This is a genomic window from Streptomyces sp. NRRL F-6492 (genome assembly GCF_001280125.1).
Classification (GTDB): Bacteria; Actinomycetota; Actinomycetes; order Streptomycetales; family Streptomycetaceae; genus Streptomyces.
In genome coordinates this window covers 75,200-98,491 of the sequence record NZ_LGEG01000277.1, presented here as the reverse complement: position 1 = coordinate 98,491, position 23,292 = coordinate 75,200, and the positions used below count along the sequence as shown (strand labels likewise).

The following is a 23,292-nucleotide window of genomic DNA, read 5'->3' as shown; positions in this document are numbered from 1 at the left end:
CCCCCGGGGCCCGGGGGCCTCAGGCGGTCCGCAGCCGGTTCGCCGCCCTGACCAGGGCTTCCACGCCCCGCTCGGCCTTCTTCCGGGGGCAGCCCACGTTCAGCCGGACGAAGCCCGGCGTGCCGTACGTCCCGCCCGGCATGATCGCGACCCGCTCCGCCGTCACCAGCTCCTCCTGGAGCCGGGTCTCCTCGATCCCGAGGGGCCGCAGGTCGATCCAGGCGAGGTAGCCGGCCTGCGGGGGCTCCCAGACCACCCCGGGAAGCCCCTCGGCCAGCCGCTCCCGGACCAGCTCCATCGTGCCCGCGACATAGCCGCGCAGCCCGTCCAGCCAGGCCGCGCCGTGCCGGTACGCGGCGATGTGGGCGGTCAGCGAGAGCACGGCGGGCGAGGCCAGCCCCTCGCCGGTCTCCATGCGCCGCACGAACGCCTCGCGCGCGTCGGGGTCGCCGACGATCCCGTACGAGCCGGAGAGCGCGGGGAAGTTGAAGGCCTTGGTGCCCGAGGTGACCAGCGCCCAGCGGCGCCCCCGGCCCCGCTCCGCGATCCGGGTCCACGGCACGTGCCGGTGCCCCTCGGTGGTCAGGTCCGCGTGGATCTCGTCGCTGACGACGCTCGCGCCGTGCCGCTCGGCGAGCTCCGCGAAGGCGGTCAGCTCCGCCTCCGTCCACACCCGGCCGGTCGGGTTGTGCGGGGAGCAGAGCAGCAGCATCCGGCTGTCCGGCCGGGCCAGCTCGCGCTCCAGGGCCTCCGCGTCCCCGACCGGGACCCCGCGCAGCTCGCGCCCGAGCCCGGTCACGGCCTTGCGGAAGCCGTCGTACGTGGGGGTGTGGACGACCACGCCGTCACCGGGCCCGGTCCACATCCGCAGGAGCTGCGAGAGCTGGTTGAGCACGGAGGGCGCGTACACCAGGGAGTCCGGGTCGATCGCGGTGTCGTACCGGCTCGCGTACCAGTGGCGTATCGCCTCGCGGAAGTCCCCGAGCCGCCAGTCCGTGTAGCCGAAGACCCCGTGGTCGACGCGCTCGCGGAGGGCGGCGAGCACCTCCGGCGGGGAGGCGAAGTCCATGTCGGAGATGGTGAAGGGCAGCAGGTCGGGCACGCCGAAGCGGTCCGCGATCCCGTCCCACTGGACGGACCAGGTGCCGCGCCGGTCGATCTCCCGGTCGAAGTCGTACATCAGGCCCTCTCGCCCTCTCCCCCGCCGGATCTCCCCGACGGACCTCCCCGACGGACGAAGGGCCCGGCCTCCCCGTCCGGGGGTGCCGGGCCCTTCGCTCATGACGTGCCTACTTGAGCTTGGTGCCGGTCGAGCGCAGCGCGGCACACGCCTCGGTCACGCGGACGGCCATGCCGGCCTCGGCCAGCTTGCCCCAGGTGCGCGGGTCGTAGGTGGACTTCTTGCCGACCTCGCCGTCGACCTTCAGGACGCCGTCGTAGTTGCGGAACACGTGGTCCACGACCGGACGGGTGAAGGCGTACTGGGTGTCGGTGTCGAGGTTCATCTTCACGACGCCGTTCTCCAGCGCGGTGGCGATCTCCTCGGCCGTGGAGCCCGAGCCGCCGTGGAAGACGAAGTCGAACGGGTCGGCCTTGCCGAACTTCGCGGCGACGCCCGCCTGGAGGTCCTTGAGGAGCTCGGGGCGGAGCACGACGTTGCCCGGCTTGTAGACGCCGTGCACGTTGCCGAAGGACGCGGCGAGCAGGTAGCGGCCCTTCTCGCCCAGGCCCAGGGCCTCGGCGGTGCGGATCGCGTCGTCGACGGTGGTGTACAGCTCGTCGTTGATCTCGTGCGTGACGCCGTCCTCCTCGCCGCCGGTCGGGGTGATCTCGACCTCAAGGATGATCTTGGCGGCGGCGGCCTTCGCGAGCAGCTCCTGGCCGATGGCCAGGTTGTCCGCGAGGGTCTCGGCGGAGCCGTCCCACATGTGCGACTGGAACAGCGGGTTCTCGCCCCGGGCGACGCGCTCGGCGGAGACGTCGAGCAGCGGACGGACGTAGCCGTCCAGCTTGTCCTTCGGGCAGTGGTCGGTGTGGAGGGCGACCGTGATGTCGTACTTCGCGGCGACGATGTGCGCGAACTCGGCCAGGGCGACGGCGCCCGTGACCATGTCCTTGTTGTACTGACCGCCCAGGAACTCGGCACCGCCGGTCGAGATCTGGATGATGCCGTCGCTCTCGGCCTCCGCGAAGCCGCGCAGCGCGGCGTGCAGGGTCTGGGACGAGGTCACGTTGATGGCCGGGTAGGCGAACTTGCCTGCCTTCGCCCGGTCGAGCATCTCGTTGTAGACCTCGGGGGTTGCGATGGGCATTCGTCCGCTCCTTGTGATGTGCGGGGTGTGTGCTGTTGCTGTCCCTGACCTGGGGGCGACGTCATCGTCGCCCCCATCCTTCCAGACTCTCGTCCGGGCTCCCATGGGCCCGGCACGCCGAAGGGCGGGGTGTTTCACGTGAAACACCCCGCCCCTGGCCAAAAGTGCAGGTCAGGACAGTTCTGGCCCTGCCCCGGGACCTAAGTCACGACTTCGCGGCAGTTACGCCAGGCCGAGATCGCCCAGCTGGTAGCCGGTGAGGTACGGCAGCCCGGCGCCGGCGACGGCGCCGGCGGCGCCCCGGTCCACGATCGTCGCCACGGCGACGACCTCGCCGCCCGCCTCGCGGACGGCCTCGACGGCGGTGAGCGGCGAGCCGCCGGTGGTCGAGGTGTCCTCGACGACGAGGCAGCGGCGGCCCTTGACGTCCGTGCCCTCGATGCGGCGCTGCATGCCGTGCGCCTTCTGCGCCTTCCGTACGACAAAGGCGTCCAGGCGCTGTCCGCGCGCGGCGGAGGCGTGCAGCATCGAGGTGGCGACCGGGTCGGCGCCCAGGGTCAGACCGCCGACGCAGTCGAAGTCCAGATCGGCCGTGAGGTCGAGCATGACCTGACCCACCATCGGGGCGGCCTCGCCGTCCAGCGTGATCCGGCGCAGGTCGATGTAGTAGTCGGCTTCCAGACCCGAGGAGAGGGTCACCTTGCCGTGCACCACGGCCTTGTCCTTGATCTGCTGGAGCAGCTCAGCGCGTACGTCAGTCATGGTCACGAGCTTAAGGGGCGGTCCGCTCAGGGGCGGCGCCAGCTCCAGGTGCTCTCGATCTCCAGGGGGTCGATCGGGGTGACCAGGCGCGGGTGGGTGTTGAGGCCGTTCGGGGGGCCGGACTGGGGCTCGACGCAGACCGCCTCCGCCTGCTCGTCGTAGAGCACGACCCACTCGGAGCGGCTGGTGACCCTCAGCTCCAGCTCCTCCGGCCAGGTGAGGGTGACGTCGACGCCGCCGGGCATGCCGAAGCAGTCGTCCCAGGGGCCGGGGAGGGGGTCGATCCGGCGGCCGGTGGGGAGGTGGTTCCCGCCGCGCTCCTCCTGCCAGGCGGGCGCGAAGTCGACCCGTACGTCCTGGCCGCCCCCGCCGAGGTTGCGCAGGAACCAGGGGTGCCAGCCGGCCTGGGCCGGGAACGAGTCGTCGTAGGCCTCGACGCCGAAGCGGAGGGTGAGGGAGTCCTCGGCCAGCTCGAAGACCTGGGTGACCCGGCCCCCGTACGGCCAGGGGTCGGCCAGCTCGCAGACGAACACGGCCTCGGTCTCGGAGACGCGGGCGGTCTTCCAGGCGAGGTCGCGGACGGTGCCGTGGATGGCATGCGGGGGCGCGTTGACCGGAAGGCGGTGGGTGGTGGCGCCGTTGCGGAAGCGCCCGTTCTCGGTCCGCCCGCACCAGGGCGCCATCGGGAAGCACCCGTACCGCTCGCCCTGGCGCAGCACCTCGGTGCCGCCGATGCGCAGGCCCTCGATCCGGCAGCCGTTGTCGGGGTTGATGGTCAACTCGGCGTCGCCCGCCGTCAGTCGCGTCTGCATGCTCACCCCCCGACCCTAAGCCTGCGGGGCACGGAACGCGGCCGACCGTTTCGGCGGCGCCCCGGGGGTGTCCTCAGCGGCGTCGCCGCAGGGCCCGGCCGACGACGACGGCGGAGGCGAGCGCGAGGGCCGCGGCCGGGGCGATCCAGCGCAGGGTGGCCCCGGCGCTGGTCGTCTCCGGGGCGGGCACGGGGGCGTACCGGCCGCGCGGCGGGGCGTGGTCGACCTCCTCGGCGCTCCGCCCGATCATGGTCCGGCGCGCGTGGGCGGCCTCGGCGGCGGGCTGCGGGGCGGGGAACTCGATCGGCGCGTCCCCGAAGTCCTCGCCGGGGAGGGGGTCGAGGGCGGGGGGCGGCACCGGGGCGTCGAAGACGGCGCCGCGGTCGGAGGGCTCCTCCACGCCGTCGTCGACACCGTCGTCGTCGGCGGCGGTCGCGGCGGCCTCGTCGCTCCCGTCGGCCTCGTCGCTCCCGTCGCTGTGAGCGGCATCGGTACCGGCGCCGGAACCCGCACCGGCGACGGCACCGGGCCCGGCGACGGCACCGAGACCGGCACCGGCATCGGCATCGGCATCGGCATCGGCGCCCGGGTTCCCGGTCTCCCCCGCGACCTCCGTCAGCGCCGCCACGAACCGGTCGAGCAGGCGCGTGCCCGCCGTGGCCCTGGCCTCGTCCGTCTCGTCGGCGAGCCGGCCGGTCGCCGACAGGGCGCCCGTGAAGCTCAGGTTCGTGCCCTCGGCCACCGGGGTGAGGACGACGGTGAGCGACAGCTCCGCCCCGCCCTTGCCCCGGACCTCGGCGCCCTCGCCCTCGTAGGTGATGGCGCCGTCCCGCTCGACGATCCGCAGCGCGCCCCGGTAGGTGACGGTGCGGCCGCCGGCCCTGACCTTGAGCCGGCCCGCCAGGGGGTCCGCTCCGGCGTCCCGCTGGAGACCGGGCACGCAGCGCACCACGCGGGCCGGGTCCGTGAGCGTCGCGCGCAGGGCCTCGGCCGGTACCGGGACGAACACCTCATGCTCCATGGGAGCCGAGCCTACTCAGACCGGGGCGCCGCGTCGCCTGTTCGCCCCGCACCGGGTGCTCCCGCCCCTCAGTCGCCGTACCTCGGGTGCACCAGCGTCGAGGAGGGCGGTCCGGCACCCGGGGGCCGCTCGGCGCGGCGGGCGGCGGCCGCCAGGGCGTCCCCGTCGAGCGAGCGCGGCCGGGGCCCGTCGGGGTCGAGGCCGAGGGCGGGCGGCCGGTCGCCCGGGACCGCCAGGAGGAGGCCCCAGTCGCGGGGCCCCGGCCCCGTACCGGCGGCGCGGTCGGCGCGGTCGGGGCCCGCGGCGAAGCCGGGGGCGCGGCCGCCCGCGCCGTAGGGCCGGGTCGCGAAGCCGGCGGCCCGCAGGGTGGCGTCGACCGTCCAGTAGGTGCGGGGCCGGTCGGTGGGCGAGCCGGCGTGGACGGCGAACCGCCCGGACCGGTCGAGGACCCGGGCCACGAGCCCGTAGAACTCCTCCGAGTACAGCTTGGCGCTGGAGGTGATCCCTGGGTCGGGCAGGTCGGAGACCACCACGTCGTAACGTTCCCGCACCCGGTCGGCGGCGCCCCGCAGCCAGTGGAAGGCGTCCTCGTGGACCACCCGGACGCGCGGGTCCCGGAACGCGCCCGCGTTGAGCCGGGCGAGCGCCGGATCGGTGCGGGCGAGGCGGACGACCCCGGGGTCGAGCTCCACGACGGTCACGGACCGGACGCCGGGGTGGCGCAGCACCTCGCGGGCGGCCATCCCGTCCCCGCCGCCGACGATCAGGACGCGCGCGTGCGGGCCGTTCATCGCGGGGTGGACGAGCGCCTCGTGGTAGCGGTGCTCGTCCTGCCCGGCGACCCGGAGCCGGCCGTCGAGGAACAGGCCGGGCGGCCCCTCCGGGCCCCCGGTCACCACGATCTCCTGGAGGTCGGTGTGGACGGCGACCCGCACGTCCTCCCCGTACACGGCCCGGCGCGCGGCCTGTTCGAAGTCGTCGACGAGGACGGTCGCGGTGCCGAGGACGGCCAGGACGCCCAGGTTCACGGCGAGGAGCAGGGCCCGGGAGCGGGCGGTCAGGTCGCGGCGGAAGACCCAGAGGACGAGCCCGCCGCCCGCGACGGCGTTCACCGCGCCGGTGACGAGCGCGCCGGTGAGCTGGCCGAGCCAGGGAAGGAGCAGGAACGGGAAGGCGAGGCCGCCGACCAGCGCGCCGACGTAGTCGGCGGCGAAGAGGTCGGCGACCGTCCCGGCCGCGTCGTCCGGCTCCCCCGGCGCCCCCTTCCGCCCGGTGCGCTGCATCAGCGACATCAGGAGGGGGATCTCCGCGCCGATGAGCACCCCGATCGCGAGCGAGAACGCCACGACCACGTACCGCGACTCGCCGAGCCAGGCGAAGGCCGCGTACAGCGCCATCGCCGAGCAGCCGCCGACCAGCGCGAGCGCGGCCTCGACCAGGCCGAAGCCGACGGCGGCGCGGCAGCGCAGCCGCTTGGCGAGGAGCGAGCCCACCCCCATCGCGAACACCATCACGGAGAGCACGACGGAGGCCTGGGTGACCGAGTCCCCGATCAAGTACGAGGAGAGGGCCACCAGTTCGAGTTCGTAGACCAGACCGCAGGCGGCGCAGACGAAGACCACCACGAGGACCGGGAGCCGCACCGCCTCGCGCGGCCGGACGGGCCGCCGCGCGGGCGCCCGCCGCACCCGCTCCTCGGGTCGCATGGTCACGGTCGGCTCGATCATGCAGTAACGCTACGTCACGGTCCGGACGCCCCTCGTCACCCGTCCGAGTGCACACGGGGCTTTCGGGGGGCGCATCAGAGTGCGGCGGGCATGCGCGCGCCGATCCTGGTCCTGGTCACCACCAACTGCCCCTCCTGCGGGTAGGCGTGCCAGGTGCGCCACCGCACCTGTCCTTCGTGGCGCTGCGCCAGCATCGCGGTGAAGGCGTGCGGGGAGCCGGGGAAGGTGCCGGCGAGTCCGTGGGGATGGTCGGCGACGAGCGCGAGCAACTCCTGCGCGCGGCCCGCGAAGGAGCCGTCGGAGAGCGTCTCGACGCGCGCGGCGAATTCGTACTCCCAGCCGCCGACGCGCTTGGAGACGCCGAGCGGGAGCGGGGTGCTGCTGCCGGGCATGCAGGCCACGGTCTCCGAGCAGGTGCGCCCCTCCTCCTCCAGGAGGACCTGGTGGGAGGCGCCGAGCAGCCTCAACTGGAGCTTGGCACCGGAGAGTTCGAGGTCGAGGACGGCGAGGGCGGGCAGCGGCTCGCGCCCGAGCGCCCAGGCCAGATCGGCCGCGCGCGTGTCGGTGTAGGAGGTCTTCAGGGAGGTGAGCATGGGTCGGCTCCGCAAACACGGTTTGACGGGTGGGCCGGGGGCGCCCCCGGTGAAGGGTTTCAACGGGAGTGGGGAATCGCCGGCTCGGGTCCACACACGGTCCGAGGGCTGTCTCTGTCAGGAGCGAGAGAACCACGGACGCCGGACGACTCGCAGCGTTTTTACCCAACTTGCCGTGGTTTCCAACCCCTTCGGGGACCCCACAGTTCAATTGTTCAACCGGATCGGTCCGCCGGGGCGCACGCCGGCGGACGGCCCCGTGTGCTCGGGCCCCGCCCACACGCCCGGCGCCCGCACCCGAAGACCGCCCCGCGCCCGCGGGACCTCCGCCCGAAGACCGCCCCGCGCGCACGCACGCGCACGCGTACCGACGGGCCGCCGACACCCCCGTGGCCGGCGGCCCGCCCGCTCAGCTGCCGCCGCAGCCGCCGCCACCGCAGCCGGAGCTGCTGGAACCGCAGGAGGAGCCGCCGCCGCCGCAGCCGCCACCGCCGCCCCCGTCGACCCAGACGCCGCCGGAGTCCGACCGCCGGCCGCCCCGCTTCGTACGCCTGGCGGGAGCGCGGGCGGCCGCGACGCGGTACGCGGCGAGGGACCTGCGGACGGCGGCGCGCTGGACGGCGGCCGCGCGCCGACTCTCCGCGGTGGCGACGAGCACGATGACGACCACGATGGCGACCGCGAGGACGATGCCGATGAAGAGTGCCATGAGTACTACCCCCGTTCTTCTGTGCGAGGGAGATTCCCATGCCGTTCCCGGCCCAAAGCACACTTGAGCAAGTCCAGAGCTTGGGCCCAGGATGGCGGGCATGACACGACCGCCGCTCAACCGCCGCCTCGCCGAGTTCGGCACGACGATCTTCGCCGAGATGTCCGCGCTCGCCGCCGAGTCCGGCGCGATCAACCTCGGCCAGGGCTTCCCCGACACCGACGGCCCGGAGGAGATCAGGGAGGCGGCGGTGCGCGCCCTGCGGGACGGCCGGGGCAACCAGTACCCGCCGGGCCCGGGCGTCCCCGAGCTGCGGACGGCCATCGCCGACCACCAGCGGGAGCGGTACGGCCTGGCGTACGACCCCGACACGGAGGTCCTCGTCACGGCGGGCGCCACCGAGGCGATCGCGGCCTCGCTCCTGGCCCTGGTCGAGCCGGGCGACGAGGTGATCGCCCTGGAGCCGTACTACGACTCGTACGCGGCCTGCGTCGCGATGGCCGGCGGCACCCGCGTCCCCGTCACCCTCCGCCCCCACGAGGGCTCCTACGTCCTCGACCTGGACGAGCTGCGGGCCGCCGTCACCGACCGGACGCGGCTGATCCTGCTCAACACCCCGCACAACCCCACCGGCACCGTCCTGACCCGGGCCGAGCTGACCGCCGTGGCCGAGCTGGCGGTCGAGCGGGACCTGCTCGTCGTCACGGACGAGGTCTACGAGCACCTGGTCTTCGACGGCGCCGAGCACGTGCCGATCGCGAGCCTGCCGGGCATGCGGGAGCGCACGGTCACCATCTCCTCGGCCGGCAAGACGTTCTCGTTCACCGGCTGGAAGGTCGGCTGGATCACCGCGAGCCCCGAGCTGACCTCGGCCGTCCGCTCGGCCAAGCAGTTCCTCACGTACGTCTCCGCCGGACCGTTCCAGTACGCGGTCGCCGAGGCGCTCCGGCTCCCGGACGCGTACTTCGACGGCCTGCGCGCCGGCCTGGCGGCCAAGCGGGACCTGCTGGCCGAGGGCCTCGCGCGGGCGGGCTTCGGGGTCTACCGCCCGTCCGGCACCTACTTCGTCACCACCGACATCCGTCCCCTCGGCGCCACCGACGGCTTCGCCTTCTGCCGCTCCCTCCCGGAGCGCGCCGGCGTCGTCGCCATCCCCAACGCCGTCTTCTACGACCACCGGGACGCGGGCGCCCCCTTCGTCCGCTTCGCCTTCTGCAAGAAGACCGAGGTCCTGGAGGAGGCCGTCTCCCGGCTCAAGCGGCTGGCCTGAGGACACGGGAAGGGCCCGGCTTTCCCCGCTGCGGGGAAAGCCGGGCCCTCGGCGTGGTGCGGGGGAGGCTCAGGCCTCTTCGCCGCCGGCCTTGTCCTCCGGGGACTCCAGGCCGAACTGCTCCACGATCCACTTGTCGAACTCGATGGAGGCGCGGACCCAGCTGACCGTGGAGGACACGAAGTGCTCCAGGGCGACGCCGGTGCCGATCAGCATCTGGGCCTCACCGATGAGACGGAGGGTGGCGGAGCCGTCCTCCTCCTCGTGCAGGTGGGTGTAGACCTTGGGCCACAGGGTGCGGCGGTTCCAGTCGTCGATCGCGTCGAGGATGCGCGCGCGGTCGTCGGCCGAGTGCGGACGGTCGTAGAACGTCCGGACCGAGAAGACCTGCTGCTCGTCCTCGCCGCGGAACATGAAGTAGGTGCGGAACTCCTCCCACGGCGCCGCGAGGTCGCCCTCGTCGTCGACGACGTACTTCAGCTCCATCTGGTCGAGGAGCTGCTTGACGAGGTCCTGGTCGGGGACGACGGGGCCCGCCGGTCCTGCGGCCTGAGGCTGGGGCTGGCCCCCGAAATTCGGAATCGAGGACGGGTCGATGCTCACCGTGTATTTCCCTTCGTACGGATGCTCGCCATCCTCTCCCATCCCGGGCGGTCCGTGGCAACCCCTGCTTCCGCGATCCGCTGCGGGCTGACAAGATCTGGTGCGCATGGGGGAGGAGACGGTGGCGACACGCGGGCCGGTGAAGGCGCGGCCGTGGACCTGGATCTGGGCCTCGGTCGCGATGACGGTGGTCTGCGGCGGGCCGCTGGCCCTGGTGGCCTGGGGCGCGGCGGCCTGGGACGGGGCCGGCGGGGCGAAGCCGGCCGACTGCTCCGAAGTGATGACCTTCGCCCGGGGGACGCTCCCGGCGGACGCCCGGGACGCCCGGTGCACGGGGGCCCACTGGCAGGAGTCGCGGGTCGTGGCCGAGTTCCGGACGGACCGGGCCGGTGCCGGGTCCTGGCTGTCCGCGACCTACCCGGACGGGGTGGCCCCGTCCTCCTGCGCGCGGGACGTGTGCCGGTCGGTGGAGTACGGCGAGGTGCTGTCCGTACGGGTCTCGATCGCGTACGAGGACGGGGAGACCGCCCTCGTACGCGTCGAGGCCTTCGACCACTGACCCGGGGCTAACGGGCGGCCGGGCCCACGATCAGGTTGTCCTCGAAGCGGTCCACCCGGACCGTGTCGCCGTCCTGGACCTCGCCCGCCAGGATCTCCCGGGCGAGCCGGTCGCCGATCGCCGTCTGGATCAGACGGCGCAGCGGCCGGGCGCCGTACGCCGGGTCGTTGCCCTCGTCGGCCAGCCACTCCAGGGCCGCCGGGGTGACGTCCAGGGTGAGGCGCCGCTCGGCGAGCCGCCTGGCGAGCCGGTCGATCTGGAGCCGGGCGATCCGGCCCAGCTCGGCCCGGTCGAGGGCGGAGAAGACCACCAGGTCGTCCAGCCGGTTGAGGAACTCCGGCTTGAAGCTGGCCCGCACCACCTCCAGGACCTGCTGCTTCTTCACGTCCTCGGAGGTCGCCGGGTCGACCAGGTACTGGCTGCCCAGGTTCGAGGTCAGGATCAGGATGGTGTTGCGGAAGTCCACCGTCCGGCCCTGTCCGTCGGTGAGCCGGCCGTCGTCCAGGACCTGGAGCAGGACGTCGAAGACCTCCGGGTGCGCCTTCTCCACCTCGTCGAGCAGGACCACGCTGTACGGGCGGCGGCGGACCGCCTCCGTGAGCTGGCCGCCCTCCTCGTAGCCGACGTAGCCGGGGGGCGCGCCGACGAGCCGGGCGACGGAGTGCTTCTCGCCGTACTCCGACATGTCGATGCGGATCATCGCCCGCTCGTCGTCGAAGAGGAAGTCCGCGAGCGCCTTCGCCAGCTCGGTCTTGCCGACGCCGGTCGGGCCGAGGAAGAGGAAGGAGCCGGTGGGCCGGTCGGGGTCGGCGATCCCGGCGCGGGTGCGGCGCACCGCGTCGGAGACGGCCCGGACGGCCTCGGACTGGCCGATGAGCCGCTTGCCGAGCTCGTCCTCCATGCGGAGCAGCTTCTGCGTCTCGCCCTCCAGGAGGCGGCCGGCGGGGATGCCGGTCCAGGAGCCGACCACGTCCGCGATGTCGTCCGGGCCGACCTCCTCCTTGACCATCGTGTCCTTGGCCGATTCCTGCTGGGCCTCGGCCTCGGAGGCCTCCTCCAGCTCGCGCTCCAGGGCCGGGATCTCGCCGTAGAGCAGCTTGGAGGCGGTGTCGAAGTCGCCGTCGCGCTGGGCGCGCTCGGCGCGGCCGCGGGCCTCGTCCAGGCGCTCCTTCAGCTCGCCGACCCGGTTGAGGGACTGCTTCTCCTTCTCCCAGCGGGCGGTGAGGCCGCGCAGCTCCTCCTCGCGGTCCGCGAGGTCGCGCCGCAGCTTCTCCAGGCGCTGCTTGCTTCCCTCGTCGGTCTCGTTCTTCAGGGCCAGCTCCTCCATGCGGAGCCGGTCCACGGAGCGCTGGAGCTCGTCGATCTCGACCGGGGACGAGTCGATCTCCATGCGGAGCCGGGAGGCGGCCTCGTCGACGAGGTCGATGGCCTTGTCGGGCAGGAAGCGGGAGGTGATGTACCGGTCGGAGAGGGTCGCGGCGGCCACCAGGGCGGAGTCGTTGATCTGCACCTTGTGGTGGGCCTCGTAGCGGCCCTTGAGCCCGCGCAGGATCGCGATGGTGTCCTCGACGGTGGGCTCGGCGACCAGGACCTGCTGGAAGCGGCGCTCCAGGGCGGGGTCCTTCTCGATCCGCTCGCGGTACTCGTCCAGGGTGGTCGCGCCGACCATGCGCAGCTCGCCGCGGGCCAGCATCGGCTTGAGCATGTTGCCCGCGTCCATGGCGGAGTCGCCGCCGGCGCCCGCGCCGACGACCGTGTGCAGCTCGTCGATGAAGGTGATGATCCGGCCGTCGCTCTCCTTGATCTCGGAGAGGACGGTCTTCAGGCGCTCCTCGAACTCGCCGCGGTACTTCGCGCCGGCGACCATCGCGCCGAGGTCGAGCGAGACCAGCCGCTTGTTCTTGAGGGACTCGGGGACGTCGCCCTTCACGATCCGCTGGGCGAGGCCCTCGACGACGGCGGTCTTGCCGACGCCGGGCTCGCCGATGAGGACCGGGTTGTTCTTGGTGCGGCGGGAGAGCACCTGGACCACGCGCCGGATCTCGTGGTCGCGGCCGATGACCGGGTCCAGCCTGCCCTCGCGCGCGGCGGCGGTGAAGTCCGTGCCGAACTTCTCCAGCGCCTTGTACTGCCCTTCCGGGTCGGGTGTGGTCACCCGGCGTCCTCCCCTGTTCGTCTCGAAGGCGTCCAGCAGCCTCTTCGCGCTCGCGCCCTGCCGGTCGAGGATCTCACCGGCCCGGCCGCCCTTGGCGGCGATGCCGACGAGGAGGTGCTCGGTGGACAGGAACTCGTCCCCGAGGTCCTCGGCCCGCCGCGCGGCGTCCGCGATGACCGCGAGCAGTTCGCGGTCGGGCTGCGGGGGCGCGACCGTGGAGCCGGCGACGCTCGGCAGGGCGGCGAGGAGCCGCTCGGCCTCGGAGCGCACGGCCGCCTGGTCGGCCTCGACGGCGGCGAGCAGGTCGGTGATGTTCTCGTTGTCCTGGCCGGCGAGGAGGGCGAGCAGCAGATGGGCCGGGGTCAGGTCCGGGTGTCCTCCGGACACGGCGCGGCCGGTGGCCGCGTTGATCGCGTCCCGGCTCCTGTTGGTCAGTTCGGCGTCCATGTGCGGTGCTCCTCCTCGGCGTGCGGGTGCCTCGCGGATCCGCCCGGATCCGCTCCATGACTTCCGTGACTCCTCAAGAGTACACAAAGTTGAGTCGGTATCGCTCAAGTCAACGGAGGGAGCCCCCTCCGGGTAGTTTCCGGGCATGGCAACGGATCCCAGGAACCCCTCCGACTCGTACCTCGGCTTCTGGCGCGAGTACCACATGTGCACCCTGACCACCCCGCGCCCGGACGGCACCCCGCACGTGGTCGCGGTCGGCGTCACGTACGACCCCGAGGGCGGGTACGCGCGCGTGATCACCAACAGGAACAGCCGGAAGGTCGCCAACGTCCTCGCGGCGGGCGCGGACGGCGCGCGGGTCGCGGTCTGCCAGGTCGACAAGGGGCGCTGGGCCACCCTGGAGGGCGTCGCCCGGATCCGCACGGAGCCGGAGGCCGTCGGGGACGCCGTCGACCGCTACGCGGAGCGCTACGGCCGCACGCCGGCCCCGAACCCGGACCGGGTCGTGATCGAGATCGCCCTCACCCGGGCGATGGGCCGCGCCTGACGCGCATCGGGGCGCCCGGAGGGGACACGGGCGCAGCACAGCGGCGCCATCGCGTTTCAGGTCCGCGATGGCGCCGCTGTGTGGGGGAAGTACCTGGGCGACCTACAACGACGGGGGGATCGCTCAGGCACTGCGGGGGGTGGCGGTGATGGTCTCGGGTTCGATCAGCTGGTGGTCCCGCTGGTCGAGGTTGACGAAGATCATGCCGTACCGGATGGCACAGCGGATGGGCTGCGGGGCACCGCGCGGGCGGCGGAGGCACCGGTAGGCGCGGACGTCCTCGTCCTGCTCCCGCGCGACGACGATCGGCTCTCCGAAGAGCGTGACCTTCAGCGAGTCGCCACGGTGGGGGATGGCCGTGGCGAGGTCGACGAAGTGCCATCCGGATCGGTAGGCCGAGGCCATCTCCCGCCGGAACCTGGGGTCATCGGGAACGTTCATGATCCCGCTTAACTCCAGCCGGGGTCGGCGGCGGGGGCCACGTGCCAGCCCGGGTCGCTCACGAGGGCCCGCACCGTGGTGGCGGGCTCCGCGTGCCAACCGGGGTCGGTGACGGAGGCCAGGTGCCAGCCCGGGTCGTTCGCGGGAGCCACGTGCCAGCCCGGGTCGTTCACAGCGGCCCGGACCTTGGCCGGCTCCGCGTGCCAGCCGGGGTCCAGGGTCACTCCCACGGCCCCCACTGCGACAGCCGCGATGAAGGCGACTCCGGCCACCGCACTTATGAGCTTCTTCATCATCACCGAGCAACCTCACTTGAAGGCAACGTCTCTTTTCCAACCCCCGCGAGTAAGACGATGGCTTACTCTCTCCGCTTGCACCACCAAACCCATGCATCATGTTCCTGAGATGCAGGAGCCTGGGGGTGTACATATGGGGAAACAAGCGGACGAGACAGGTCACCCTCATTCGCATGCGGAGCTCTGCGCGGCAGGCTCCGAGCTGTACGCGTCCGCACTGCGGACGGGGCGAATACCCCGGTCAGAGACGGTCGAGGCGCCCTGCCTCCTGGACCTGTCCCTGCTCCACCCCGATCCCGACGACGCCCAGTGGCTGCGTCCGGTTCCACCCTCCGCCGCCCTCGCCCAGCTGCTCCAGCCGATCGAGCGCGAAATCCTCGACCGCCGCCGGCGCACGGTCGCCCTGTCGGACGCTTTCGAGCCTTTCATGGCCATCGGCGCCCACGACTCACCGACCACACACGCCATCACCGTGCTCGAGGGCATCGACCGGATCAACGCGAGCCTCGACCGGATCGTCGCCAACTGCCGCAGCGAACTGCTCACCGTCCAGCCCGGCGGCGGCCGCCCCGCCCAGGCCCTCACCGAGGCCCTCCACCGCGTCTCGCCGCTCCTGGGCCGCGGCATCAACATGCGCACCCTCTACCAGCACACGGCGCGCCACACCGAACTCACCCTGACCTACCTGGAACACGTCGGCCCCGAGGTCCAGGTCCGCACCCTCGAAGAGATCATCGACCGGCTGATCATCGTGGACCGCGAGGTCGCCCTGATCCCCGCCCGCAGCGACCGGCAGATCGCCCTGGAGCTGCGCCACCCGGGCCTGGTCGCCTACCTCGGCGGCGTCTTCGACCAGTTCTGGCGCCTGGCGGTGCCGATCCGGGAGGAGATCCCGTACGACATCAAGACCGACGGCATCGGCGGCGTCCAGCGCTCCATCGCCCGGCTCCTCATCGAGGGGTACGTGGACGAGGCCATCGCCCGCCGGCTCGGGATGAACGTGCGCACCTGCCGGGCCCACATCGCCAAACTCGCGGCCACCCTCGGCAGCGGCAGCCGGGCCCAGCTCGGCTACCTCATCGCCCAGTCCGGCATTCTCGAACAGGACGACTGACCAGCGTGAACACATCGATGGACGGGGACGTGCGGATCGACCTCGACGGACCCGCCGGGACCCTGCGGGTCTCCGGCCCCGGGCTGCCCGTCGTGGAGCTCGTACGGGCCCCGGGGGCCGCCCCGGTGGACCACGTCCCGATCGGCACCCGCAAGGCGGCCCTCCTCACGCTCACCGTGGACGGCGCCCCGGCCGTCCTGCGCCCCGCCCGGGGACGGCTGCTGCGCCGCTCCTACCGGGTGGACGCCGTGGTCGGCGGGGTCCGCCACCGGCTCGTGCCCTGCTCGTACGCGGAGAGCCGGCTCACCCGGAACGGGCGGCGCACCGGCACCCTGATCTCCGGCGGGGACGGGCGCGTGGACGCCGAATGGCTGCCGGACCGCGCCCCCGAACCGCTCGACGTCGCCGTCGGCACCGCCCTCGCCGCCGCCTTCGGCACCGGGGCCGCCCCCTGGTGGGAGACGGTCGGCGACATCGTCACCGAGCTGATCCCCTGAGACGCGCGCGAGGCCCCCTCCACGGATGCGGAGGGGGCCTCGTCGCATGAGGCGAAGCGCGGGGCTAATCGCCGCGCTTGGGGCGCCAGACCACCAGCGCGCTCGCCTGCTGCACGTCCTGGTACGGCACGAGGTCGCGCCGGTAGGAGGCGTGCACCTGGGCCTCGCGCTGCCGCATCGCCGCCGCCGCGCCGTCCACGGCCGCCGACAGCTCCGCGATCCGGCTCTGGAGCGCCGCGACCTGGTTCTCCAGTTCGATGATGCGCTTGATCCCGGCCAGATTGATGCCCTCGTCCTGCGACAACTGCTGCACCTGGCGGAGCAGTTCGATGTCACGGGCCGAGTAGCGCCGCCCCCGGCCCGCCGTGCGGTCCGGGGAGACCAGGCCGAGCCGGTCGTACTGACGGAGGGTCTGGGGGTGCAGACCGGAGAGCTGGGCCGCCACCGAGATGACGTACACCGGCGACTCGTCGGTCAGTTCGTACGGATTGCGTCGGCGCCCGTCCACCGGGTCACGCTCCCTTCGCGGCCTGGAACAGCTCGGCCCGCGGGTCCTCGGAGGCCGTCGCCTCGCGATAGGTCTCCAGGGCCTCGCGTGCCTTGTCGTCGAGCTCCTTCGGCACGGCGACCTCGACCGTGACGAGCAGGTCGCCGCGCGTGCCGTCCTTGCGGACCGCGCCCTTGCCCCGGGCGCGCATGGTCCGGCCGTTGGGCGTGCCAGCGGGCAGCTTGAGGGTGACCGCGGGGCCGCCGAGGGTCGGCACCTTGACCTCGCCGCCGAGCGCCGCCTCCGTGAAGGAGACCGGCACCGTGACGGTGAGGTTGTCGTCCTTGCGGCCGAAGACCGGGTGGGCGTCGACGTGCACCACGACGTACAGGTCGCCGTTGGGCCCGCCGCGCTCGCCCGGCGCGCCCTTGCCGCGCAGCCGGATCCTCTGGTGGTCGCTCACGCCCGCGGGGATGCGGACCTGCATGGTGCGGGAGGACTTGGCCCGGCCGCTGCCCTTGCAGACGTCGCAGGGGGTCTCGGCGATGAGGCCGCGCCCCTTGCAGTCCACGCAGGGGTCGGTGAGCGAGAAGCCGCCGCCGCTGCCGCGCGAGACCTGCCCGGTGCCGACGCAGGTCGGGCACACCCGGGGCGTGCCGTTCTTGTCGCCGGTGCCCGAACACGCCGTGCACGGCTGCTGGCTGGACATCCGCAGCGGTACGGTCGCGCCCTCGATGGCCTCGGTGAAGCTGAGGGTCACCTCGGACTCGACGTCCTGGCCGCGCCGCGGCTGGGTGCGGGCGCCGCCCCCGCCGCGGTTGAACAGGCCGCCGAAGACGTCCCCGATGCCGCCGCCACCGCCGCCGAAGCCGCCGGCCCCGGCCTGGGCGCCCCCGAAGAGGTCGCCCAGGTCGAAGTTGAACGAGCCGCCGCCCCCGGGACCGCCGGCCCGGAGGCCGCCGTTCCCGAAGAGCGCGCGGGCCTCGTCGTACTCCTTGCGCCGCTTGGGGTCACCGAGGACGTCGTTCGCCTCGGAGATCTCCTTGAAGCGCTCCTCGGCCCTGGTGTCGCCCTTGTTGGCGTCCGGGTGGTTCTCGCGGGCGAGCTTCCGGTACGCCTTCTTGATCTCGGCCTCGGTGGCGTCCTTGGGGACGCCGAGAACCTTGTAGTAGTCCTTCTCGACGAAGTCCTTCGTGCTCATCGACGTCCCTCCTTCCGGACGATCGTTGCGTCACCCCTCTTCGGGGGCACCGCTCTCCTCGTCGGCCGACTTCTTCTCGTCCTTGGCCGGAGCCGCGCCCGGCTGGGGCTCGGCGACGGCCACGCGCGCGGGCCTGATGGTCCGCTCGCCGATCCGGTACCCGGGCTGCAGGATCGCCACGCAGGTCGTCTCGGTGACGTCCGGCGCGTACGAGTGCATCAGGGCCTCGTGGATCGTCGGGTCGAAGGGCTCGCCCTCCTTGCCGAACTGCTGCAGACCCATCTTGGCGACGACGGTCTCCAGCGATTCGGCCACCGACTTGAACCCGCCCACGAGCTCGCCGTGGTCCCGGGCCCGGCCGACGTCGTCGAGCACGGGAAGGAGCTCGGACAGGAGGCTCGCGACGGCGATCTCCTTGACCGTGACCCGGTCCCGCTCCACGCGGCGGCGGTAGTTCTGGTACTCGGCCTGGAGCCGCTGGAGGTCCGCGGTGCGCTCGTCGAGCGCGGAGCGCACCTGGTCCAGCTGGGCCGTGAGGCCCACGTCGCCGGCCGGCTTCTGGCTGCTTGCGTCCCCGGCCGGGGCCGTCGCGTCCTCCTGGGCGGAGTCCTCGACGGCCTCGGCGGCGTCGTCAGGGGTGGCGCCGGAGGGGACGTCGGGCTTCTCCTCGAAGCCCGGGGTCTCCTCGGTCACGCCTGGCCACCCTTCTTGGGCTCGTCGTCCACGATCTCGGCGTCGACGACGTCGTCGTCGGCCTTCGCCTGACCGGCACCGGCACCGGCGTCGCCGCCGGCGGCCTGCGCGCCCTGGGCGTCGGCGTAGAGCGCCTGGCCGAGCTTCTGCGAGACGGCCGCGACCTTCTCGGTGGCGGTGCGGATCTCGGCGGTGTCCTCGCCCTTGAGCTTCTCCTTCAGCTCGGCGAGGGCCTCCTCGACCTCGGCCTTGACGTCACCGGGGACCTTGTCCTCGTTGTCCTTGAGGAACTTCTCCGTCTGGTAGACGAGCTGCTCGCCCTGGTTGCGGGACTCGGCGGCCTCGCGGCGGCGGTGGTCCTCGTCCGCGTACTGCTCGGCCTCCTGGCGCATCCGGTCGACCTCGTCCTTCGGCAGCGAGGAGCCGCCGGTGACGGTCATCTTCTGCTCCTTGCCCGTGCCCAGGTCCTTCGCGGTCACGTGCATGATGCCGTTGGCGTCGATGTCGAAGGCGACCTCGATCTGCGGGACGCCGCGCGGGGCCGGCGGGAGGCCGGTCAGCTCGAACATGCCGAGCTTCTTGTTGTACGCCGCGATCTCGCGCTCGCCCTGGTAGACCTGGATCTGCACGGACGGCTGGTTGTCCTCGGCCGTCGTGAAGATCTCGGACCGCTTGGTCGGGATCGTGGTGTTGCGCTCGATCAGCTTGGTCATGATGCCGCCCTTGGTCTCGATGCCGAGGGACAGCGGGGTCACGTCGAGGAGCAGGACGTCCTTGACCTCACCCTTGAGGACACCGGCCTGGAGGGCGGCGCCGATGGCGACGACCTCGTCCGGGTTGACGCCCTTGTTGGCGTCCTGGCCGCCGGTCAGCTCCTTGACGAGCTCGGCGACGGCCGGCATGCGGGTGGAGCCGCCGACGAGGACGACGTGGTCGATCTCGGAGAGGGCGATGCCCGCGTCCTTGATGACGTTGTGGAACGGGACCTTGCAGCGCTCCAGGAGGTCCGAGGTCAGCTGCTGGAACTGGGCGCGCGTGAGCTTCTCGTCCAGGTGCAGCGGGCCCTCGGCGGAGGCCGTGATGTAGGGCAGGTTGATCGAGGTCTCCGTGGAGGAGGACAGCTCGATCTTCGCCTTCTCGGCCGCCTCGCGCAGACGCTGGAGGGCCATCTTGTCCTTGGCCAGGTCCACGCCGTGACCGTTCTGGAACTGCGTCACCAGGTAGTCGACGACGCGCTGGTCCCAGTCGTCACCACCGAGGTGGTTGTCACCGTTGGTGGCCTTCACCTCGACGACGCCGTCGCCGATCTCCAGGAGCGACACGTCGAAGGTGCCGCCACCGAGGTCGAAGACGAGGATCGTCTGGTCGTCCTTGTCGAGGCCGTAGGCCAGGGCGGCCGCGGTCGGCTCGTTGACGATGCGCAGGACGTTGAGGCCCGCGATCTCACCGGCCTCCTTGGTGGCCTGGCGCTCGGAGTCGTTGAAGTACGCCGGGACGGTGATGACCGCGTCGACGACCTTCTCGCCCAGGTAGGCCTCGGCGTCGCGCTTCAGCTTCTGCAGGATGAAGGCGCTCATCTGCTGCGGGTTGAAGTTCTTGCCGTCGATCTCGATCTTCCAGTCGGTGCCCATGTGGCGCTTGACCGACCGGATGGTCCTGTCGACGTTGGTGACGGCCTGGCGCTTGGCCACCTCGCCGACGAGCACCTCGCCGTTCTTCGCGAAGGCGACGACGGACGGCGTGGTCCTGGCGCCCTCTGCGTTGGTGATGACGGTGGGCTCGCCGCCTTCCAGAACGCTGACGACGGAGTTAGTCGTGCCCAGGTCGATGCCGACCGCACGTGCCATTTCGATTCCTCCAGCTGACCGACTTGAGTGGTACTGGCTCAAGGATGCACGACACCCCGGACCGAGTCAACAGACCTGAGCCGAGTCGACTCAACTCTTCGCCCGCCCATCCGCTCAGAGGCCCGGTCCGGAGGGGTGGAGGAGCGCGTCATTCCCCCTCCCGGCGGGGCGACCCGTGAGAGAGTCCGGGTGCCCCTTCCCGGGCAAAGCAGGCATATCCCACGAATATCCCATGATTCTCACGCGGAAGGATGTGGGGGAATGACGGCCAAGCGCCTCTTCGACGTCCTGGGCGGGCTCGCGCTCCTCACCGCCCTCGCCCCGCTGCTCGCCGCCGTCGCCCTCTCGGTCGCGCTCGGGTCGGCGTCCCCCGGCCGCGGGGTGCTGCACCGCCGGACGGTGGCGGGCCTGGAGGGGCGGCCGTTCACGATGCTGACCTTCCGCACCAGGAGTCCGCTGGCCGCGCTGCCGCTGCTGCTGCACGTCGTGGCGGGCCGGATGTCCCTCGTCGGGCCGTGCCCGCTGACCCCGGGCCACCGGGAGTGCGCGGGCGAGGGGCGCCGCCGGCTCTCCGTGCGGCCGGGGCTCACCGGGCCCTGGCAGGTCAGCGGACGCTCGGACCTGCCGTGGGAGGAGCGGGAGCTGCTCGACCTCCACTACGTGGACCACCACTGGCTCGGGACGGACCTGCTGATCCTGGCGCGTACGCTTCCAGCAGTGCGCAGACGCCGTGCGGCAGGCCGCGCGGCGGGTCGTCCGGCAAGGATTGCCTAAGTCCCGGCAAGGGTTGCCTGAGCGACACAGATCACCGCGAGGGCCCCTGCATCACCCGGCCCCGAACGGGTAATCTCAGCACGGAATAAATAAGTTACCGCTTAGTAGGCTCAGCTCAGGCACTGAGCGGGCCCGCTCGAGGAGCCCGTCATGCAACTCGCCGCGATCATTGTGTCGCTGACGCTGACCGTGGTCGGCGTTGCCCTGCTGGCTCGCGCCATCGGCCAGTTCGTCCGGTACTTCAAGCTGGGCCAGCCCGTCCCGGCCGGGACCCGCACCGACAACCCGTACCAGCGCAGCGTGACCCTGGTCAGGGAGTTCCTCGGCCACACGCGCATGAACCGCTGGGGCGTCGTCGGCTTCGCCCACTGGTTCGTCGCGGTCGGCTTCCTGACCCTGCCGCCGACCCTGGCGCAGGCCTTCGGCCAGCTCTTCCGGGCCGACTGGACGCTGCCGGTGATCGGTGGCTTCCTGCCGTTCGAGCTCTACATCGAGTTCATCGGCGTGATGACGATCCTCGGCATCGCGGCCCTGATCGTGATCCGCCTGCTGAGCCTCCCGGGCCGGGCCGGCCGCAAGTCGCGCTTCGCCGGCTCCAAGGCGGGCCAGGCCTACTTCGTCGAGTACGTCATCCTCACCATCGGCCTCGCGATCTACGTGCTGCGCGGCCTGGAGGGCGCGATCCACCACGTCGAGCACTACGAGGCCGCGTACTTCGCCTCGTACCCGCTCGTCCTGGCCTTCAAGGGCCTGAGCCTGCCGGTGCTGCAGAACCTCATCTACTTCACCGCCATGGTGAAGATCAGCACCTCGTTCGTCTGGATGATCGTCGTCTCGCTGAACACCAACATGGGTGTGGCCTGGCACCGCTTCCTCGGCTTCCCGAACATCTGGTTCAAGCGCAAGGCCGACGGCTCCACCGCGCTGGGCGCGCTCCTGCCGATGACCGCCGGCGGCAAGGAGATCGACTGGGAGGACCCGGCCGAGGACGCGGTCTTCGGCGTCTCCCAGGTCGAGCAGTTCTCCTGGAAGGGCCTGCTGGACTTCTCCACCTGCACCGAGTGCGGCCGCTGCCAGTCGCAGTGCCCCGCCTGGAACACCGGCAAGCCGCTGTCCCCCAAGCTCCTCATCATGTCGCTGCGCGACCACGCGCACGCCAAGGCGCCCTACCTGCTCGCGGGCGGCGGCAAGACCATGGAGGGCGACGAGAAGGCCACCGAGGAGCAGCTCGAGGACGTCCCCGTGTCGGCCCTCGCCGAGGCCGAGCGCCCCCTCATCGGCACCGCCGAGGAGAACGGCGTCATCGACCCCGACGTCCTGTGGTCCTGCACCACCTGCGGCGCCTGCGTCGAGCAGTGCCCGGTCGACATCGAGCACATCGACCACATCGTCGACATGCGCCGCTACCAGGTGATGATCGAGTCCGCGTTCCCGTCCGAGGCGGGCACGATGCTCAAGAACCTGGAGAAGAAGGGCAACCCCTGGGGCCTGGCGAAGAAGCAGCGCGTCGAGTGGACCAAGGAGGTCGACTTCGAGGTCCCGATCGTGGGCAAGGACGTCGAGGACCTCTCCGAGTTCGACTACCTCTACTGGGTCGGCTGCGCCGGCGCCCTGGAGGACCGGGCCAAGAAGACCACCAAGGCCTTCGCCGAGCTGCTGAACATCGCGGGCGTCAAGTTCGCGATCATGGGCGGCGACGAGAAGTGCACCGGTGACTCCCCCCGCCGCCTGGGCAACGAGCCGCTGTTCCAGCAGCTCGCCCAGGAGAACGTCGCCATGCTGAACATGGCGTTCGGCGAGGACGACGAGGACGAGTCGACGAAGAAGCCGAAGTCGGCGAAGAAGATCGTCTCGACCTGCCCGCACTGCTTCAACACCATCGCCAACGAGTACCCGCAGCTCGGCGGCGAGTACGAGGTCATCCACCACACCCAGCTGCTCCAGCACCTCATCGACGAGGGCAGGCTGATCCCGGTGACCCCGGTCGAGGGCCTCATCACCTACCACGACCCCTGCTACCTGGGCCGTCACAACAAGGTCTACACGCCGCCGCGCGAGATCATGTCCGCCGTCCCCGGCCTGCGCCAGCAGGAGATGCACCGCCACAAGGAGCGCGGCTTCTGCTGCGGCGCCGGCGGCGCCCGGATGTGGATGGAGGAGCGGATCGGCAAGCGCATCAACAACGAGCGCGTCGAGGAGGCCCTGTCCCTGAACCCGGACATCGTCTCCACCGCCTGCCCGTTCTGCCTCGTCATGCTGACCGACTCGGTCAACGGCAAGAAGAACGACGGCAAGGCCAAGGAGTCCGTCACGGTCGTCGACGTCGCCCAGCTCCTCCTCGACTCGGTGAAGACCCCGGTCGACCCGGAGCCGGTCGAGGAGACCGAGCCGGAGCCGGAGCCCGCCGCGTAAGCACCTGATC

Annotated in this window: 23 protein-coding genes; 7 read left to right on the top strand and 16 right to left on the bottom strand. The window is 72.0% G+C overall.

Annotated elements, in window-relative coordinates; translation table 11 throughout:
* Positions 1 to 19: 19 nt before the first annotated feature.
* The 8 genes from ADL08_RS33635 to ADL08_RS36230 all read right to left on the bottom strand — a co-directional run bounded on the left by ADL08_RS33635 (position 20) and on the right by ADL08_RS36230 (position 7,936).
* The gene (locus ADL08_RS33635; RefSeq protein WP_053649854.1) at positions 20 to 1,180 is read right to left on the bottom strand and encodes a MalY/PatB family protein; all 1,161 of its coding nucleotides are present in this window, start codon (positions 1,178 to 1,180) and stop codon (positions 20 to 22) included.
* A 109-nt stretch (positions 1,181 to 1,289) separates the two neighbouring features.
* Positions 1,290 to 2,312: a class II fructose-bisphosphate aldolase gene (gene fbaA / locus ADL08_RS33630; protein WP_053649852.1), complete on the bottom strand. Its 1,023-nt coding sequence runs from the start codon at positions 2,310 to 2,312 to the stop codon at positions 1,290 to 1,292.
* Between the two features lie 222 nt (positions 2,313 to 2,534).
* A complete protein-coding gene (gene pyrE / locus ADL08_RS33625) occupies positions 2,535 to 3,074 on the bottom strand; it encodes an orotate phosphoribosyltransferase (protein ID WP_053649901.1) in 540 nt (179 codons plus the stop codon).
* Between the two features lie 26 nt (positions 3,075 to 3,100).
* Positions 3,101 to 3,886, bottom strand: a complete 786-nt coding sequence (locus ADL08_RS33620) for an aldose epimerase (protein ID WP_053649899.1) — start codon at positions 3,884 to 3,886, stop codon at positions 3,101 to 3,103.
* A 73-nt stretch (positions 3,887 to 3,959) separates the two neighbouring features.
* A complete protein-coding gene (locus ADL08_RS33615; protein ID WP_053649850.1) occupies positions 3,960 to 4,907 on the bottom strand; it encodes an SRPBCC family protein in 948 nt (315 codons plus the stop codon).
* Positions 4,908 to 4,975: 68 nt separating this feature from the next.
* Positions 4,976 to 6,634 (bottom strand): polyamine aminopropyltransferase, encoded by a 1,659-nt coding sequence (locus ADL08_RS33610; protein ID WP_078968588.1) that lies wholly within the window; start codon positions 6,632 to 6,634, stop codon positions 4,976 to 4,978.
* A gap of 74 nt (positions 6,635 to 6,708) precedes the next feature.
* Positions 6,709 to 7,227 carry a DUF2617 family protein gene (locus ADL08_RS33605; protein WP_053649848.1) on the bottom strand — a complete coding sequence of 173 codons (519 nt, stop codon included), beginning with the start codon at positions 7,225 to 7,227 and terminating at the stop codon, positions 6,709 to 6,711.
* A 409-nt stretch (positions 7,228 to 7,636) separates the two neighbouring features.
* Positions 7,637 to 7,936: a hypothetical protein gene (locus ADL08_RS36230; protein ID WP_078968589.1), complete on the bottom strand. Its 300-nt coding sequence runs from the start codon at positions 7,934 to 7,936 to the stop codon at positions 7,637 to 7,639.
* 91 nt (positions 7,937 to 8,027) lie between these two features.
* On the opposite strand from ADL08_RS36230, the gene ADL08_RS33595 reads away from it, so the two are divergent.
* Positions 8,028 to 9,206, top strand: coding sequence for a pyridoxal phosphate-dependent aminotransferase (locus ADL08_RS33595; protein ID WP_053649845.1), 1,179 nt, complete (start codon positions 8,028 to 8,030; stop codon positions 9,204 to 9,206).
* 69 nt (positions 9,207 to 9,275) lie between these two features.
* Here the strand turns inward: ADL08_RS33595 and ADL08_RS33590 are convergent, their stop codons facing one another.
* Positions 9,276 to 9,809, bottom strand: a complete 534-nt coding sequence (locus ADL08_RS33590) for a YbjN domain-containing protein (RefSeq protein WP_053649843.1) — start codon at positions 9,807 to 9,809, stop codon at positions 9,276 to 9,278.
* A gap of 121 nt (positions 9,810 to 9,930) precedes the next feature.
* Here ADL08_RS33590 and ADL08_RS33585 point away from each other — a divergent pair, with 121 nt between their 5' ends.
* Entirely contained in the window at positions 9,931 to 10,368 is a 438-nt protein-coding gene (locus ADL08_RS33585; RefSeq protein ID WP_159043155.1) for a hypothetical protein, read from the top strand.
* Positions 10,369 to 10,375: 7 nt separating this feature from the next.
* On the opposite strand, the gene clpB is transcribed toward ADL08_RS33585, so the two are convergent.
* Positions 10,376 to 12,970: an ATP-dependent chaperone ClpB gene (gene clpB, locus ADL08_RS33580; protein ID WP_053649840.1), complete on the bottom strand. Its 2,595-nt coding sequence runs from the start codon at positions 12,968 to 12,970 to the stop codon at positions 10,376 to 10,378.
* Between the two features lie 145 nt (positions 12,971 to 13,115).
* Between clpB and ADL08_RS33575 the strand changes: the two genes are divergently transcribed.
* Positions 13,116 to 13,520: a pyridoxamine 5'-phosphate oxidase family protein gene (locus ADL08_RS33575; protein ID WP_053649839.1), complete on the top strand. Its 405-nt coding sequence runs from the start codon at positions 13,116 to 13,118 to the stop codon at positions 13,518 to 13,520.
* Positions 13,521 to 13,643: 123 nt separating this feature from the next.
* Here ADL08_RS33575 and ADL08_RS33570 read toward each other — a convergent pair whose 3' ends face one another.
* Together ADL08_RS33570 and ADL08_RS33565 are read right to left on the bottom strand one after the other, a co-directional pair.
* Positions 13,644 to 13,961, bottom strand: a complete 318-nt coding sequence (locus ADL08_RS33570) for a (2Fe-2S)-binding protein (protein WP_053649837.1) — start codon at positions 13,959 to 13,961, stop codon at positions 13,644 to 13,646.
* 8 nt (positions 13,962 to 13,969) lie between these two features.
* A complete protein-coding gene (locus ADL08_RS33565) occupies positions 13,970 to 14,257 on the bottom strand; it encodes a hypothetical protein (RefSeq protein ID WP_159043156.1) in 288 nt (95 codons plus the stop codon).
* Between the two features lie 133 nt (positions 14,258 to 14,390).
* Here ADL08_RS33565 and ADL08_RS33560 point away from each other — a divergent pair, with 133 nt between their 5' ends.
* Positions 14,391 to 15,371, top strand: a complete 981-nt coding sequence (locus ADL08_RS33560; RefSeq protein ID WP_053669353.1) for a hypothetical protein — start codon at positions 14,391 to 14,393, stop codon at positions 15,369 to 15,371.
* Between the two features lie 5 nt (positions 15,372 to 15,376).
* Positions 15,377 to 15,868 carry a hypothetical protein gene (locus ADL08_RS33555; RefSeq protein WP_420709676.1) on the top strand — a complete coding sequence of 164 codons (492 nt, stop codon included), beginning with the start codon at positions 15,377 to 15,379 and terminating at the stop codon, positions 15,866 to 15,868.
* A gap of 64 nt (positions 15,869 to 15,932) precedes the next feature.
* Here the strand turns inward: ADL08_RS33555 and ADL08_RS33550 are convergent, their stop codons facing one another.
* The 4 genes from ADL08_RS33550 to dnaK are packed head-to-tail and all read right to left on the bottom strand — an operon-like array spanning position 15,933 to position 20,096.
* A complete protein-coding gene (locus ADL08_RS33550; protein ID WP_053649830.1) occupies positions 15,933 to 16,376 on the bottom strand; it encodes a heat shock protein transcriptional repressor HspR in 444 nt (147 codons plus the stop codon).
* Positions 16,377 to 16,380: 4 nt separating this feature from the next.
* A complete protein-coding gene (gene dnaJ, locus ADL08_RS33545) occupies positions 16,381 to 17,556 on the bottom strand; it encodes a molecular chaperone DnaJ (RefSeq protein WP_053649828.1) in 1,176 nt (391 codons plus the stop codon).
* Between the two features lie 30 nt (positions 17,557 to 17,586).
* Positions 17,587 to 18,249, bottom strand: coding sequence for a nucleotide exchange factor GrpE (gene grpE, locus ADL08_RS33540; RefSeq protein WP_053649825.1), 663 nt, complete (start codon positions 18,247 to 18,249; stop codon positions 17,587 to 17,589).
* The gene (dnaK, locus tag ADL08_RS33535; RefSeq protein WP_053649823.1) at positions 18,246 to 20,096 is read right to left on the bottom strand and encodes a molecular chaperone DnaK; all 1,851 of its coding nucleotides are present in this window, start codon (positions 20,094 to 20,096) and stop codon (positions 18,246 to 18,248) included. The genes grpE and dnaK overlap by 4 nt, the downstream gene beginning before the upstream one ends.
* A 261-nt stretch (positions 20,097 to 20,357) precedes the next feature.
* Between dnaK and ADL08_RS33530 the strand changes: the two genes are divergently transcribed.
* Positions 20,358 to 20,870, top strand: coding sequence for a sugar transferase (locus tag ADL08_RS33530; RefSeq protein WP_053649821.1), 513 nt, complete (start codon positions 20,358 to 20,360; stop codon positions 20,868 to 20,870).
* Between the two features lie 150 nt (positions 20,871 to 21,020).
* Complete coding sequence (locus ADL08_RS33525) at positions 21,021 to 23,282, top strand: (Fe-S)-binding protein (RefSeq protein WP_053649819.1); 2,262 nt, start codon at positions 21,021 to 21,023, stop codon at positions 23,280 to 23,282.
* Positions 23,283 to 23,292: the final 10 nt, after the last annotated feature.